The 14,671-nt window shown below is 62.4% G+C and carries 14 protein-coding genes and 1 riboswitch; of the genes, 3 read left to right on the plus strand and 11 right to left on the minus strand.

Annotated features, from left to right (window positions below; translation table 11 throughout):
• Positions 1-136: 136 nt before the first annotated feature.
• The 6 genes from HX805_RS22355 to cobO are packed head-to-tail and all read right to left on the minus strand — an operon-like array spanning position 137 to position 6,118.
• A complete protein-coding gene (locus HX805_RS22355; protein ID WP_177022925.1) occupies positions 137-1,588 on the minus strand; it encodes a cobyric acid synthase in 1,452 nt (483 codons plus the stop codon).
• Positions 1,585-2,574, minus strand: coding sequence for a threonine-phosphate decarboxylase CobD (cobD, locus tag HX805_RS22360; RefSeq protein WP_003210755.1), 990 nt, complete (start codon positions 2,572-2,574; stop codon positions 1,585-1,587). Before cobD ends, HX805_RS22355 begins: the two co-directional genes overlap by 4 nt.
• Complete coding sequence (gene cbiB, locus HX805_RS22365) at positions 2,567-3,475, minus strand: adenosylcobinamide-phosphate synthase CbiB (protein WP_087694822.1); 909 nt, start codon at positions 3,473-3,475, stop codon at positions 2,567-2,569. Before cbiB ends, cobD begins: the two co-directional genes overlap by 8 nt.
• Positions 3,472-4,122, minus strand: coding sequence for a 5,6-dimethylbenzimidazole synthase (gene bluB, locus HX805_RS22370; protein ID WP_003210753.1), 651 nt, complete (start codon positions 4,120-4,122; stop codon positions 3,472-3,474). Before bluB ends, cbiB begins: the two co-directional genes overlap by 4 nt.
• Positions 4,119-5,510, minus strand: a complete 1,392-nt coding sequence (locus HX805_RS22375) for a cobyrinate a,c-diamide synthase (protein ID WP_177050374.1) — start codon at positions 5,508-5,510, stop codon at positions 4,119-4,121. The genes bluB and HX805_RS22375 overlap by 4 nt, the downstream gene beginning before the upstream one ends.
• A complete protein-coding gene (gene cobO / locus HX805_RS22380) occupies positions 5,507-6,118 on the minus strand; it encodes a cob(I)yrinic acid a,c-diamide adenosyltransferase (RefSeq protein WP_003210751.1) in 612 nt (203 codons plus the stop codon). The genes HX805_RS22375 and cobO overlap by 4 nt, the downstream gene beginning before the upstream one ends.
• A 79-nt stretch (positions 6,119-6,197) precedes the next feature.
• Positions 6,198-6,435, minus strand: a riboswitch (cobalamin riboswitch).
• Positions 6,436-6,534: 99 nt separating this feature from the next.
• Here cobO and HX805_RS22385 point away from each other — a divergent pair.
• Positions 6,535-7,848, plus strand: a complete 1,314-nt coding sequence (locus tag HX805_RS22385; protein WP_177080150.1) for a sorbosone dehydrogenase family protein — start codon at positions 6,535-6,537, stop codon at positions 7,846-7,848.
• Positions 7,849-7,981: 133 nt separating this feature from the next.
• Here HX805_RS22385 and HX805_RS22390 read toward each other — a convergent pair whose 3' ends face one another.
• The 5 genes from HX805_RS22390 to HX805_RS22410 all read right to left on the minus strand — a co-directional run bounded on the left by HX805_RS22390 (position 7,982) and on the right by HX805_RS22410 (position 12,601).
• Entirely contained in the window at positions 7,982-8,524 is a 543-nt protein-coding gene (locus tag HX805_RS22390) for a C40 family peptidase (RefSeq protein WP_003210749.1), read from the minus strand.
• Between the two features lie 144 nt (positions 8,525-8,668).
• Positions 8,669-9,298 (minus strand): C40 family peptidase, encoded by a 630-nt coding sequence (locus tag HX805_RS22395; RefSeq protein WP_003210748.1) that lies wholly within the window; start codon positions 9,296-9,298, stop codon positions 8,669-8,671.
• 213 nt (positions 9,299-9,511) lie between these two features.
• Positions 9,512-10,216 (minus strand): DnaA regulatory inactivator Hda, encoded by a 705-nt coding sequence (gene hda, locus HX805_RS22400; RefSeq protein ID WP_003210747.1) that lies wholly within the window; start codon positions 10,214-10,216, stop codon positions 9,512-9,514.
• 217 nt (positions 10,217-10,433) lie between these two features.
• Positions 10,434-11,507, minus strand: a complete 1,074-nt coding sequence (locus HX805_RS22405) for an AI-2E family transporter (RefSeq protein WP_003210746.1) — start codon at positions 11,505-11,507, stop codon at positions 10,434-10,436.
• Positions 11,508-11,560: 53 nt separating this feature from the next.
• Positions 11,561-12,601, minus strand: a complete 1,041-nt coding sequence (locus HX805_RS22410) for a DUF2066 domain-containing protein (RefSeq protein WP_003210745.1) — start codon at positions 12,599-12,601, stop codon at positions 11,561-11,563.
• A 359-nt stretch (positions 12,602-12,960) separates the two neighbouring features.
• Here HX805_RS22410 and purM point away from each other — a divergent pair, with 359 nt between their 5' ends.
• Positions 12,961-14,019 (plus strand): phosphoribosylformylglycinamidine cyclo-ligase, encoded by a 1,059-nt coding sequence (purM, locus tag HX805_RS22415; protein ID WP_008438191.1) that lies wholly within the window; start codon positions 12,961-12,963, stop codon positions 14,017-14,019.
• A complete protein-coding gene (gene purN / locus HX805_RS22420; protein WP_087694819.1) occupies positions 14,019-14,669 on the plus strand; it encodes a phosphoribosylglycinamide formyltransferase in 651 nt (216 codons plus the stop codon). The genes purM and purN overlap by 1 nt, the downstream gene beginning before the upstream one ends.
• The last annotated feature ends 2 nt before the right edge of the window (positions 14,670-14,671 follow it).

Raw genomic sequence — 14,671 nt, forward strand, 5'->3', positions numbered from 1 at the left:
GCGAGGCACCGAGTGGTGGGGCAAAGACCTTTTGGTTACTTTTGGGGCGTTTGCCAAAAGTGACCCGCTGTAAGAGCGGAACCATAAGCGGCCGTTACCGCAGCAACGGATATGTACACGGTCCATTACAACCAACTCAAACCCCACACAACGAACGCAGCAACCCGGTATCCAGGTGCCGCTCTACCAAGTCCGCCAACCGCTCAATATCCCGCTCCCGCAACCCGTGATAATCCACCTCCTGCACATCCTCCAACCCCGCCCACCGCAACAACGCACTACACGCAGCCGGCGTTTCAAACACCCCATGCAGATAGGTCCCGAGAACCTGCCCATCCTCACTCTGAGCCCCATCCAGGCGCCCATCGTCCAACTGCACCGCAGCCCGCACCAAGCCAGCGCCACTGGTTACACCCGCGTGGATCTCATACCCACTCACCTCGGCCTCCTCCAGCAACAACCGCCCCCGCACGTTACGCAGCTGCTTCTCCTCCTCCAGGGTCGTACTGAACGCCAACAACCCCAGCCCAGCGCTAGAACCACAAGGCCCTTCCAACCCCAGCGGGTCGTGCACCTGCTCGCCGAGCATCTGCAACCCACCACAAATCCCCAGCACCTTCCCGCCATAACGCAGATGCCGAGCCACCGCCGTGTCCCACCCGTTGGCCCGCAAATACGCCAAATCACTGCGCACACTCTTCGAGCCCGGCAAAATAATCAGGTCCGCCGCAGGAATCGCCTGCCCCGGCCCCACAAACTGCAAATCCACCTGCGGGTGCAACCGCAACGGATCAAAATCCGTGTGATTACTGATCCGCGGCAATACCGGCACCACCACCTTGAGCACTTGCGCCGCCTTGTCGATCTGGCGCTGGTCGATGCCGTCCTCGGCCTCCAGGTGCAAATCCATCACATACGGCAACACCCCCACCACCGGCTTGCCCGTGCGCGCTTCCAGCCAATCCAGCCCCGGCTGCAACAACGCAATATCCCCGCGAAACCGGTTGATGATGAAGCCTTTGACCCGCGCCTGTTCGGTCGGCGACAACAATTCCAGCGTACCCACCAGGTGCGCAAACACCCCGCCACGATTGATGTCGGCAATCAGCAGCACCGGGCAGTCCACCGCTTCGGCAAAGCCCATGTTGGCAATGTCGTTCGCCCGCAGATTGATCTCGGCCGGCGAACCCGCACCCTCGACCATCACCACCGGGTAAGCCGCACTCAACCGCGCATGAGAGGCCAGCACCGCTTGCATCGCGATGGCTTTGTAATCGTGATAAGCCACGGCATTCATGGTGGTCACGGCGCGCCCGTGGATGATCACTTGGGAGCCCGTGTCGCTGTTGGGTTTGAGCAGCACCGGGTTCATGTCGGTATGGGGCGCCAGGTTCGCGGCCTGGGCCTGCACCGCCTGGGCCCGGCCGATCTCGCCACCTTCGGCGGTCACGGCGCTGTTGAGCGCCATGTTCTGCGGCTTGAAGGGCACCACCGGGATGCCCTGGCGCACCAGCCAGCGGCAGAGTGCGGTCACCAGCGTGCTTTTGCCGGCGTCAGAGGTGGTGCCCTGCACCATCAAGGTACTCATGAGGCTTCCTTGTAGGCCTTCAGTGCCTGTTCCAGCCGCAACCAGTCGGCCTCGGTATCCGGCAGGCCGAAACGCAGGCTGCTGTTGTCGACAAACAAACGCAGCAGAATGCCACGCTGGGCCATGAATTCATGCAACTGCTCAGCCCGGTCCGTGATCATCCACTGGAACAACGCGCAGCCGCCCTGGGGCCGCAAGTCGTGGCGTTCAAGCACATCAAACAGGCGCTGGCTGGCCGATTCGCAACGCAGCCGCTGTTGCGCATGGCCGGCCGTATCGCGCAGGCATACTTGCCCAAGCACCCGCGTCGGCCCGCTGACGGCCCACGGCCCCACCTGTTCGGCGAGCAGCTTGAGCAGCTTGCGCTCGGCCAGCACGAACCCCAGCCGCACTCCGGCCAGGCCGAAGAATTTGCCGAACGAGCGCAGCACGATCAGGCCGACTTGATGGGCCTGGCCCGCCAGGCTCAGTTGCGGGGTGATGTCCATAAAGGCTTCATCCACCACCAGCCAGCCGCCGCGTTGGGCCAGGCGAGCATGCCAGTCCAGCAGGCGTTGCGGCGTCAGGCTCAGGCCGGTGGGGTTGTTGGGGTTGACCACCACCAGCACGTCGAGGCTGTCGAGGAAGAAGTCGACTTCCTGCTCCAGCACTTCGCGCACGATGTAGCCGGCGCGACGCCAGGCTTCAGCGTGTTCGGCGTAACACGGCGACAGCACACCGACCTTGCCGGCCCGGCGCAGGCGCGGCAATAACTGGATCGCGGCCTGGGAGCCGGCCACCGGCAATACATGGGGCGTGCCGTAATATTCACAGGCAGCCTGCTCCAGGCCGTCGTCGTTTTCAGGCAGGCGCGCCCAGGCCCGCAGCGGGATTTCCGGAATCGGAAACGGCCATGGCGCCAGGCCGCTGGACAGGTCCAGCCAGTCTGCTTCTGGAATGCCGTACTGCATCGCCGCCTTGCGCAAGCGGCCACCGTGCTCAAGCATAAAACTCAGCCCCCACACACAGGATCAGCAACCACAGCCACACGCCGCGTTGCACCAGTTGCCAGCCACGCTCGATGGAATCCGCATCCGCCGGCGGGCCTTCGCCCAGTGGCGGGCGCTGGTGCAGCTCACCGTGATAAATCGCTGCACCGCCCAACTCCACGCCAAGGGCACCGGCACCCGCAGCCATCACCGGGCCGGCGTTGGGGCTGTCCCAGGTCGGGCCCTGGGTGCGCCAGCATTTGAGAGCCAGGCGGGTTTTGCCCAGCAGCGCGTAGGTCAACGCCACCAGGCGCGCCGGAATGTAGTTGAGCACGTCATCGATCTTTGCTGCGGCCCAGCCGAAACGCTCAAAGCGTTCATTGCGATAGCCCCACATGGCATCCAGGGTGTTGCTCAGGCGATAGAGCACCACGCCGGGCACGCCAGCGACCACAAACCAGAACAAGGCGGCAAATACCGCGTCGCTGCCGTTTTCCAGCACCGATTCGGTGGCTGCACGGGCGACTTCGGTGCGATCCAGCTCGCTGGTCTGGCGGCTCACCAGATAGCTGACACGCTTGCGGGCCTCGTCCAGATCATCACTGCGTAACGCTTGCGCCACCGGCAGCACGTGTTCGCCGAGGCTGCGCATGCCGAGGGCGCAATACAGCGCGAGGATTTCCAGGACCCAACCGATGTAAGGCGCCCACGAGAGGGCCGTGGCCAGCAGGGTCAGCGGCACCACCGCAATCACCCAGGCGGTAACGCCATGGCTGCGCCAGCCACGGCCGCCGGAGTTGAAACGCTGCTCGATACGCCCGGCAAAATTACCGAACGCCACCAGCGGATGCCAGCGCCTGGGCTCGCCCAGCAGCGCATCCAGCGCCACGGCAGCGACACTCAGCAAGGCCACACTCATTGACTCACTCCCCAAACATTCTCGTACAACATGTCACTCAGCGGCCGTGGTTCGGTCCAGCCTTCGAGCTGCAACATCGGTGCCGGGTAGAACTCGGCCACCGGGCCCAGGCACAACACGGCCAACGGCTTGGCACCGGGCGGCAGGCCCAGCAGATCGGCCAGGGCCTGGGGCTCGAACAGCGAGACCCAGCCCATGCCCAGCCCTTCGACACGAGCCGCCAGCCATAGATTCTGAATCGCACAGGACAACGATGCCATGTCCATTTCCGGCAAGGTGCGGCGCCCGAAGATATGCCGCTCGCGGTCGTCCATCAAGGCAGCCACCAGCACTTCGGCGCAGTCGTTGATGCCTTCGACCTTGAGCTTCATGAACTGGTCGGAGCGCTCGCCGAGAGCCTCGGCGGTGCGTACGCGTTCTTCTTCCACTAGCTGCTGGATCTGGCCGCGCAGGTTGCGGTCGCTGATGCGGATAAAACGCCAGGGCTGCATCAAGCCGACGCTCGGCGCCTGGTGCGCGGCTTGCAGCAGGCGATGGAGCAATTGCGGCGCCACGCTGCCACCGCTGAAGTGCCGCATGTCGCGGCGTTCGGCGATAGCGCGGTAGACGGCTTCGCGGTCGGCTTCCGGAAAGGCGTTGTCAGTCATGGCCTCATCGCGGGCAAGCCCGCTCCCACAGTAGATTGCGTTTCAACTCGGTCAACTGTGGGAGCGGGCTTGCCTGCGATGGCGGTCTCAAGGCTTGGCGCAAACAAGGCAGCCACCGCCATCGGGTTGGACGGGAAATAAAAGTGCACGTAGGAAGCCGTCATCCGGCCCTGACGATAAACCGCCTCGGCACCGCGCCCGCCATTCGGGCTCAGGCCCCGGGCAATCGGCTGCCACTCGGTGCTGGTCAGCGAGTGATGGTAGGTGTGACCGCGCAAGAGGCCTTCGGGCAGTTCGACGTTTTGCAGGGCCAGTGCCGCCAGACGCTTTTGCATCACGGCGTCGCCCTGGAGCAGGCCGACCAGTTCGGCACGGGTGCCGTCGACATCGGTGAGCGAGTCCAGCAGATAGAGCATGCCGCCGCATTCGGCCAGCAGTGGCTTGCCAGCAGCGTGGTGGGCGCGGATGGCGTCGAGCATCGCGGTATTTTCCGACAGCGCCTGGTGATGCAATTCCGGATAACCGCCGGGCAGGTAGAGGCTGTCAGCTTCGGGCAATGCGCGGTCACGAATCGGCGAGAAGAAGCGCAGCTCGGCGCCCATCGCTCGCAACAGGTCGAGGCTGGCGCCGTAGGTAAACGCGAAGGCTTCGTCGCGGGCCACGGCGATGCGCACGCCGGCCAGCAACGGTTGGGCCTCGATCACCTCGGGCGCAGCGAATTCCACCGGCGGTGGCAGCGCTACCTCACAGCTGCTGCCCAGGGCCTGGGCGGCGGCGTCGAGGCGCAGGTCGAGGTCGTTCAATTCGCTGGCCTGCACCAGGCCAAGGTGGCGGCTGGGCAATTCGATCCCGGTTTCCCGGGACAGTGCGCCGTACCAGCGCAGGCCTTCGGTCAGGCTGCCTTCAAGCAGTTGCGCATGGCGCAGCGTGCCGACGCGGTTGGCCAGCACGCCGGCAAACGGCAGGTCCGGCTGGTAACGCGCCAGGCCCAATGCCAGGGCACCGAAGGTCTGGGCCATGGCCGTGCCATCGATGACCGCCAGTACCGGCACGCCAAAATGCCGCGCCAGGTCGGCGCTGGACGGCGTGCCGTCGAACAGGCCCATTACGCCTTCGATCAGGATCAGGTCGGCTTCCCCCGCCGCTTCCCACAGCAATCGGCGACTTTCCTGCTCGCCGACCATCCACATGTCCAATTGATAGACCGGCGCACCACTGGCGCGCTCGTGGATCATCGGGTCGAGAAAGTCCGGGCCGCATTTGAACACTCGCACCTTGCGCCCCAGGTTGCGGTGCAAACGGGCGAGCGCGGCGGTGACGGTGGTTTTGCCCTGGCCGGACGCCGGTGCGGCGATCAGCACAGCAGGACAGTGACGGGGCTGATTCAAAGTTCGATGCCTTTCTGCGCCTTGATACCCGCCTGGAATGCATGCTTGAGCATGCCCATTTCAGTTACGGTGTCGGCCATTTCGATCAATTCGGGTTTCGCGCCACGGCCGGTGACCAGCACGTGTTGCATCGGCGGGCGGGCCTGCAGGTCGCTGAGTACCTGGTCCAGGTCGAGGTAGCCGTGCTTGAGGGCGATGTTCAGTTCATCCAGCACCACCAGGCCGATGGCCGGGTTCTGCAGCATTTCCCGGGAGACCGCCCAGGCGGCTTCGGCGGCCACGATGTCGCGAGCACGGTCCTGGGTTTCCCAGGTAAAACCTTCGCCCATCACGTGGAAGCGCACCTGCTCGGGGAAACGGCGGAAGAACAGTTCTTCGCCAGTGCTGTTGCGGCCCTTGATGAACTGCACCACGCCACACTGCATGCCGTGGCCCATGGCCCGGGCGAGCATGCCAAAGGCCGAGCTGCTCTTGCCTTTGCCATTGCCGGTAAGCACCAGCAGCAACCCGCACTCGTTCGGTGAATTGGCAATGCGCTCGTCAATCACGGCTTTTTTGCGCAGCATGCGCGCCAGGTGGCGTTCGTCACGATCGGGGGATTCAGTCATGGCAGCTCTCCGTTGGGGCTGGACAAAAACGGCGGGCAGGAAAAAGACACATACAGACAGCCAAGCATCGCCCACCGTGATGCTGTTGGATGGATCAGGCCGGTCTCCGGGCTCATGAGTGGCATTGGATGCCGAAGGTGCGCCTTCCCATATCGCGGGCGATACAGTGGCTTAAGGCACCGTCTTGACTCATTTACCGTTGCGGGGGCAGCGCCGGGATCGTGGCAGCACTGTAGAAAAATGCGCTCACTCACCGGCTTCCCTGTTTCACTCAGTCGGCGCGTACGCCACAGAGCACCTGAAACAAGCCGCGAAGGTTAGTGGGTTGGGGGTGGAGCGTCAATTAAAGCCGGACATGCGCGTGAACCATCGGGCCGCTGCGTGCCTCTACCGCTACAGGTATTAAGGAGAAAACCATGCACAAGACCCGACTTGCCCTACTGATCATGCTCGCCGGCACCCTCGCCGCCTGCGGCGAAAGCTCTACCCTGCAAGTGTCCGACGGCACCGGGCCCTCGCCCAAACTGCCGGAACCGAATAAAACCCTGATCCCCACGGTGAATATCGCCCCGGCCATCGGCTGGCCCGAAGGCACCAAGCCAACGGCGGCGGCAGGCACTCAAGTAGCGGCGTTTGCCGAAGGCCTGGACCATCCGCGCTGGCTGTATGTGCTGCCCAATGGCGATGTGCTGGTGGCAGAAACCAATGCGCCACCCAAGCCGGACGATTCCAAGGGTATTCGTGGCTGGGTGATGGAGAAAGTCATGGGCCGCGCCGGGGCCGCCGTGCCGAGCCCCAACCGCATCACCCTGCTGCGGGACGCCGACCACGACGGCATAGCCGAAACCCGCACGGTGTTCCTGGAGAACCTGAACTCGCCGTTCGGCATGACACTGGTGGGCAGCGACCTGTATGTGGCCGATTCGGACAAGCTGCTGCGCTTCCCCTATCAGCCAGGCCAAACCTCGATCAAGGAAGCCGGAACCACGGTGACCGACTTGCCGGGCGGCAGCATCAACCATCACTGGACCAAGAACGTGGTCGCGAGCCAGGACGGCAGCAAGTTGTACGTCAGCGTGGGCTCCAACAGCAACGTCGCGGAAAACGGCCTGGAAGCCGAACAAGGCCGCGCCGCGATCTGGGAAGTGGACCGCGCCACCGGCCAGCACCGCATCTTCGCCTCCGGCCTGCGCAACCCCAACGGCATGGCCTGGGAACCGCAAAGCGGCAAGCTGTGGACGGCGGTGAATGAGCGCGATGAAATCGGCAGCGACCTGGTGCCGGACTACATCACCTCGGTCAAGGATGGCGCGTTCTATGGCTGGCCCTTCAGTTACTACGGGCAGCACGTGGATGTGCGGGTGAGTCCGCAGAACCCGGAACTGGTAGCCAAGGCGATTGCCCCGGACTACGCGGTAGGCCCGCACACAGCCTCCTTGGGACTGACCTTTGCCGAGGGCAGCAAGCTACCGGCGCAATTCAGCAATGGCGCGTTTATCGGCCAGCATGGTTCGTGGAACCGCAAGCCACACAGTGGCTACAAGGTGATCTTCGTGCCGTTTGAAGGCGGCAAACCCAAAGGCCAGCCGGTGGATGTGCTGACCGGGTTCCTCGACAGCGACGAGAAAGCCATGGGCCGCCCGGTCGGCGTGGTGATCGACAAGCAGGGGGATTTGCTGGTGGCGGATGACGTGGGGAACAAGGTGTGGCGAGTGTCGGCGGCTAAATAGCCAGCTTCGCAAACACCGCAAAACAAATGTGGGAGCGGGCTTGCTCGCGAATGCAGTGTGTCAGTCAGCTTGTTGTCGACTGATCCACCGCATTCGCGAGCAAGCCCGCTCCCACATTTGGTTTCGTGTTTTCCTAGGGGTTTCGTGCCAGGTGCTCGGCTGGCAACACACGCTTGGCGCTCAGGTAGGCGTTTTGCCAATAGGCTTTGGACAGCGTGTCCAGCTTCACCGTACCGCCGGTTTGCGGCGCATGCACAAAGCGCCCTTCTCCCACGTAGATCCCGGCGTGGCTGACCTGCGAGCCGCCACCCGTGGCGAAGAAGATCAGGTCACCGGTCTGCAGGTTGTTTTCGCTCACGTCCTGGGCGCGCATCACGATCAGCTCGCGAGTGGTACGTGGCAAGGAGATGCCCGCCGCGTCACGGTAGACGAAACCGATCAAGCCACTGCAATCAAACCCCGAGTCCGGCGTATTGCCGCCCCAGCGATAAGGCGTGCCGACCAGGCCCAGCGCACGAAAAAGCACGTCTTCGGCCGCAGGCGAGAAACTTTGGGTGGCATAGGTGTTGAACACCGGCTTGGGCTTGACGGCCACGGGAGCAGGCGGAGGACGACTTGCGCAGGCGCTGAGCAGCGCGGCGCAAACGAGAAGAATTAGGCGGGCCGAGGTCGACATGGGCAGAACAATCCTGATCTGGATGCGGCTTTCGCTGCCGAACGTTGAAAAACAGAACGCGCAAGCAAAGCTCGCGCGATCAATTTACAACAATGTCCAGGGATTCTAGCGCTTACACGTCAAACTTCAAGTATCACTTTAACTTTACTTGCTAGCGGTAACGGTAGTCGGGGCCATCGCCAAGGCGCGCTTGGCTTCGATGAAGGTTTTGCTCCAGTAGCTGTCACCCAGGTTGTCGACTCGCACACCACCGCTGCGGCGGCTGCTGGAGTGGATAAACTGGTTGTCGCCCAGGTAGATACCGGCGTGGCTGACACGACCACGGCCAGCCGTACTAAAGAAAAGCAGATCACCGGGCTTGAGGTTGTTCCGCGCGACCAACGGTGCATCCACGTTGATCATTTCGCGGGTGGAACGCGGCAGGTTCATGCCGGCTTCTTCGCGGAACAGGTAGCCGATGAAACCGCTGCAGTCGAAACCGGCTTCAGAGGTACCGCCGAAACGGTAACGGGTACCGATCAGGGACATGCCGCGTTCGAGAATGCTGTCGGCCAGAACGGGAAGCTGGTAAGGCTTGGCGCCGGCGAAGTCGGCGAGTTCTTTTTCAGTTGCGATCTCTTCCTGATAAACAGTGGAAGACTGCGACGCAACGAATTTTGCCTGGGACTGCTGTACTGGTTTTTGCTGCTCAGCCACGTTTTGAGTGTGGGTGGCGCAACCAAACAACAGGGTAACGAGTGCGAGAGGCACGAGGGGTGCGAAGCGATTTAGCATGGGCACGACCGTGGCTGATGTGTAAAGAAGCCGAGACTATGCCTTCTATCACATCGATTTGCAAATTCAATCGTGATCTATGTGACTTCTTGTTTGGACTATGACATCTAAGCCCTTAACACCCTATGCCAGCCATTTGCGTGGCCAAAACGGCCCAAACGCAGGTTTTCTGGCGCCTGTAATTTGCCGAAAGCCCCGGTTTTAAAGGGCTGGCTACCAGCCCAGGGTTTCTTTGAGGAAGGGAATAGTCAGCTTGCGCTGGGCTTGCAAGGAAGCCTGGTCGAGCTGTTCGAGCAAGTCGAACAGTGCGCTCATGCTGCGTGTACCGCGAGTGAGAATAAAATGCCCGACTTCATCGGTCAGGTGCAACCCGCGGCGCGAAGCACGCAGTTGCAGGGCCCGCAGTTTGTCTTCGTCGGACAACGGGCGCATCTGGAAAATCAGCGCCAGGGTCAGCCGCGACTTCAAGTCCGCCAGCTTCACCGGCAGCTCACGTGGCGAGGTGGAGGCGGCAATCAACAAGCGCCGGCCGCTGTCACGCAAGCGGTTGAACAGATGGAACAATGCCTCTTCCCAATCTGCCCGCCCCGCCACTGCCTGCAAATCGTCCAGGCAGACCAGTTCGTATTGTTCAAGGTTGTCGAGGATCTCGATACCGCGGTCCAGCAGCTCCGCCAGCGGCAGGTACACCGCCGGTTCACCCATCTGTTCGAAGCGCAGGCAAGCGGCCTGTAACAAGTGGGTACGCCCCACGCCGTGCTTGCCCCAGAGGTAGATCAAGCTTTCGGTCCACCCGGCGTCGGCTTCGCAGAGCCGCTCGACATAGCCGAGTGCAGCGGCATTGGCGCCTGGGTAGTAATTGATAAAGGTGGCGTCGTCACGCAGACGCACACCTAGGGGCAGCTGAATCGGTTTCATGCTGACTGAACGGTTCCAATCGAACCGTTAGTGACCTCTGTGTAAAGTTTGCAAAGTTTATACCCGTGACGCCGGGCGCACAATGCAGCAGACCACAAGCAAAATCAAAGGTTTGCGTTAACTTGTTGGATTTGGTGAGGAATGTTTGACGCAATGGCGAAACGCCAGAGCCGATAAATGACAAACCCGGCCTTGAGCCGGGTTTGTGATGCTGCGGTTATAACTCCGGTTCGTCGGTTCCGGCGTACATGTCCGAGTCCTTGTACAAGTCGTGCACATGGCGCACCAGCACCATGATCACCGCCGCCACCGGCAGTGCCAGCAGAATGCCGGTAAAGCCGAACAGCTCGCCGCCCGCCAGGATCGCAAAGATCACCGCCACCGGGTGCAGGCCGATCCGGTCGCCCACCAGCAACGGCGTCAGCACCATGCCTTCCAGGGCCTGGCCGACCATGAACACCGCGACAATCCCGAGCATCGGGTACAGGTCGCCGTGGAACTGGAACAACCCGGCCACCAGCGCCGCACCGATACCAATCACGAAGCCCATATAAGGCACGATGGCTGCCAGGCCGGCGATCAGGCCGATCAACAGCCCCAGTTCCAGGCCGATCGCCATCAACCCCGCCGCGTAGATGATCCCCAGCGCCAGCATCACCAGCAACTGGCCACGGACGAAGGCGCCGAGCACCTCATGACACTCCTCGGCCAGGGAGACAATGCGCTCCTCACGGTCGCGCGGCAGCAGGCCGCGGATCTTGGCCATCATGATGTCCCAGTCCCGCAGCAGGTAGAACGCCACGACCGGGATCAGCACCAGGTTGGTCAGCCAGCCAATCAGCGCCAGGCTCGACGCCGTCGCCTGGCTCAGCACCACGCCGACAATGTCGGTGGTCTGGCCCATGTGCTCGCTGATGGCCGCCTTGACCTTGTCGAACTTCCAGAAGCCGTCTGCCAGCCCCAGCTTGGCCTGCGCCCACGGCATGGCCGTGTGTTGCAGCCAGTCGAGCATCTGCGGCGCCAGCTCATAGAGCTTGAACAGCTGCTTGGCCAACATCGGCACCAGCACCAGGACCAGCGCCGTGATGATCAAGGTGAACAACGCAAACACCGCCACCACGCCCCAGGTACGTGACAGGCCGATCTTTTCCAGGCGATCCACCACCGGATCGAACAGGTAGGCCAGCAGTAACGCGACCAGGAACGGCGTCAGGATCGAATGCAGCAGGAACACAAAAACGCACAGCAGGACAATCCCGCCAAGCCACACCCAACGACGCGTATCCGCCATAAACCACTCCCTCTGTTATTTGCTTCCTGCTTCTATATAAGAAGGAAGAACACTTACCAATGAAAACGTAGCTGCGGCGTCGGCTCGACCGGTGCCGGTTGCGCGCCTTCTACCACCGGCTGTGGAGCCGGAGCTTCACCTGCCGGGATTTCCTGCAACTTGGCCAGGCTCAACTGGGTGCGCAGCTGCTCGGCGCTGCCATTCACCCGATAAACGATGCGAGTGCCGTCCACGCGCACTGGCTGGGCACCGAACGGTTCCAGCAGATGGCCGAGGGCGGCGTAATGCTCGAGATTCATGCCCTGCACTTCCAGCAACTGATCACTGGTGGCAGCGCCGGCCTTGACCGCAAAGCGTGGTGCCAGGCGTTCGCTGACGGCCAGCAGCACGGCGTCAGCCAATGCGGCAGTATCAGTGCCGGTGGCGGTGCCCTGCTCGCTTTTATCCCCCAGCCACAGGCGCCATTTGGCCGACCATTGGCCGCCGTCTTCGCGAGCATGCACCGCCAGCAAGGCATCGGCACCATAACGCTCGGACGCGGCGCGCAGCGGTGTGGCGTCAGGGCTTTCAAGATTCGGGGCGGTGGCGACGATCTGTTCGTCCAGGTCACCCAATGGCAGACGCAGCGGCAAACCACGGTGCTGGGCCGCGCGGCGCAGCGGCTGGGCGACGGCCTGGCCATCACCGACCAGGCTGCTGCCTTCCACGGAGTCGTTCAGCCACCAACCGAGGATCGATGGCCGATTGCTGCCCCACAGCGCCAGGCCCGCGCCACGCAACGCGCGGTCGGTGCTGACCGGGTCGAAATCCACCTGCAGGCTTTCCGGCGGGCCGGCGTCGTAGCCATACTGACTGATGATTTGTTGCGGGTCTTTGCGGATCGCCGCCAGGCCCGGGCCATCGGCGGCCTTGGCGTCGCCGGTCAGGCGGATCACCAGGGTTTGCAGGGCACGCTGGGTCGCCTGGTCGCGCTCCTGGGGAGACTGACTGCTGACCGGCTCCAGCACTTGATAGAGACCATTGAGGGTTTCGGCATGACTCGCCAGGCTGACCAACGACAAGCAGCCCACAAAAAAATATTTACTCAGACCCATGAAAGAAGATTCCCGAACGGCAAATAAGCGGTTGGAACAGACCGCGTGAACACTGTTGAGCAAGGCTGTGACCACAGCGACCGGCAAAACATTCACAGGGTCTCGGCAAGTTTTTGTACTGTCATAACGATAGCGAGTTAAAGGCTATACCTTAATAGGGCCTGTGACCGACTCGATTAGCGATTTTTTTAACAGCTATTGCCCCTGCCCGTCGGCCCGAGGATGGCCGCTGCCCCTCAAGCCTGATAAAATCGCGCGCCTTCGCAGACCGTCAATGGCAGGCCGTGCTGAAACTGCAGGTTTCGGTACACCCGCCGCATTCGGTCGTTACCCCTGAATCCCCCCTAAAGGCCTGGATCATGAGCAAGCAACCCTCCCTGAGCTACAAGGACGCCGGTGTAGACATCGACGCCGGTGAAGCATTGGTCGAACGCATCAAGAGCGTCGCCAAGCGCACTGCGCGCCCCGAAGTCATGGGCGGCCTGGGCGGTTTTGGCGCCCTCTGCGAGATCCCGGCCGGCTACAAGCAGCCTGTATTGGTCTCCGGCACCGACGGTGTAGGCACCAAGCTGCGCCTGGCACTGAACCTGAACAAGCACGACAGCATCGGCATCGACCTGGTTGCCATGTGCGTGAACGACCTGGTGGTGTGCGGCGCCGAACCGCTGTTCTTCCTTGACTACTATGCCACCGGCAAGCTCAACGTCGAGACCGCTACCCAGGTGGTCACCGGCATTGGCGCTGGCTGCGAACTGTCCGGCTGCTCCCTGGTCGGCGGCGAAACCGCTGAAATGCCAGGCATGTACGAAGGCGAAGACTACGACCTGGCCGGTTTCTGCGTCGGTGTTGTCGAAAAATCCGAAATCATCGACGGTTCCAAGGTGGCTGCCGGTGACGCCCTGCTGGCCCTGCCATCGTCCGGCCCGCACTCCAACGGCTACTCGCTGATCCGCAAGATCATCGAAGTGTCCGGCGCCGACATCGAAACCATCCAGCTCGACGGCAAGCCCTTGACCGACCTGCTGATGGCCCCGACCCGCATCTACGTGAAGCCGTTGCTCAAGCTGATCAAGGACACCGGCGCGGTCAAGGCCATGGCCCACATCACCGGTGGCGGCCTGCTGGACAACATCCCGCGCGTACTGCCTAAAGGCGCCCAGGCGATTGTCGACGTGGCCAGCTGGCAGCGCCCGGCAGTCTTCGACTGGCTGCAAGAGAAAGGCAACGTCAACGAAACCGAGATGCACCGCGTGCTGAACTGCGGCGTGGGCATGGTCATCTGCGTGGCTCAAGAGCACGTTGAAAGCGCGCTGAACGTATTGCGTGAAGCCGGCGAACAGCCTTGGGTCATCGGCCAGATCGCTACCGCCCCTGAAGGCGCGGCTCAGGTTGAACTGAAGAACCTTAAGGCGCACTGATGCCTGCAACCTGTGATGTCGTGGTGCTGCTCTCCGGCACCGGCAGTAACTTGCAGGCCCTGATCGACAGCACGCGCGCCGGCGACAGCCCGGTGCGCATCGCTGCGGTGATTTCCAACCGCAGCGACGCCTACGGCCTGCAACGCGCCAGGGACGCAGGTATCGACACCCGCTCCCTGGATCACAAGGCTTTTGAAGGCCGCGAGGCCTTCGACAGCGCCTTGATCGAACTGATCGACGCCTTCAACCCCAAACTCGTGGTACTGGCCGGCTTCATGCGCATTCTCAGCGCTGACTTCGTGCGTCACTACAACGGGCGTCTGCTGAATATCCACCCGTCCCTGCTGCCAAAATACAAAGGGTTACACACCCACCAGCGTGCCCTGGAGGCCGGCGACACCGAGCACGGCTGCAGCGTGCACTTTGTCACCGAGGAACTCGATGGCGGGCCTCTGGTCGTACAGGCAGTAGTTCCGGTAGAGTCTGCGGACTCTGCGCAGACGCTTGCGCAACGGGTTCACGCCCAGGAACACAGGATTTACCCGCTGGCTGTTCGCTGGTTCGCTGAGGGACGGTTGATTCTTGGCGACCACGGTGCATTATTGGACGGTCAGTTACTTGCGGCCAGCGGCCACTTGATTCGAACCTAGGA

It is taken from the genome of Pseudomonas sp. G5001, assembly GCF_013385475.1.
Taxonomy (GTDB): domain Bacteria; phylum Pseudomonadota; class Gammaproteobacteria; order Pseudomonadales; family Pseudomonadaceae; genus Aquipseudomonas.

Excerpts from the sequence above, each read along its gene's own strand:
- purN (WP_087694819.1), top strand. The coding sequence starts at position 14,019 with ATGCCTGCAACCTGTGATGTCGTGGTGCTGCTCTCCGGCACCGGCAGT.
- HX805_RS22395 (WP_003210748.1), bottom strand. The coding sequence starts at position 9,298 with ATGCTAAATCGCTTCGCACCCCTCGTGCCTCTCGCACTCGTTACCCTG.
- HX805_RS22410 (WP_003210745.1), bottom strand. The coding sequence starts at position 12,601 with ATGGGTCTGAGTAAATATTTTTTTGTGGGCTGCTTGTCGTTGGTCAGC.
- HX805_RS22385 (WP_177080150.1), top strand. The coding sequence starts at position 6,535 with ATGCACAAGACCCGACTTGCCCTACTGATCATGCTCGCCGGCACCCTC.
- hda (WP_003210747.1), bottom strand. The coding sequence starts at position 10,216 with ATGAAACCGATTCAGCTGCCCCTAGGTGTGCGTCTGCGTGACGACGCC.
- bluB (WP_003210753.1), bottom strand. The coding sequence starts at position 4,122 with ATGACTGACAACGCCTTTCCGGAAGCCGACCGCGAAGCCGTCTACCGC.
- cobO (WP_003210751.1), bottom strand. The coding sequence starts at position 6,118 with ATGACTGAATCCCCCGATCGTGACGAACGCCACCTGGCGCGCATGCTG.
- purM (WP_008438191.1), top strand. The coding sequence starts at position 12,961 with ATGAGCAAGCAACCCTCCCTGAGCTACAAGGACGCCGGTGTAGACATC.
- cobD (WP_003210755.1), bottom strand. The coding sequence starts at position 2,574 with ATGCTTGAGCACGGTGGCCGCTTGCGCAAGGCGGCGATGCAGTACGGC.
- HX805_RS22390 (WP_003210749.1), bottom strand. The coding sequence starts at position 8,524 with ATGTCGACCTCGGCCCGCCTAATTCTTCTCGTTTGCGCCGCGCTGCTC.
- HX805_RS22405 (WP_003210746.1), bottom strand. The coding sequence starts at position 11,507 with ATGGCGGATACGCGTCGTTGGGTGTGGCTTGGCGGGATTGTCCTGCTG.
- cbiB (WP_087694822.1), bottom strand. The coding sequence starts at position 3,475 with ATGAGTGTGGCCTTGCTGAGTGTCGCTGCCGTGGCGCTGGATGCGCTG.
- HX805_RS22355 (WP_177022925.1), bottom strand. The coding sequence starts at position 1,588 with ATGAGTACCTTGATGGTGCAGGGCACCACCTCTGACGCCGGCAAAAGC.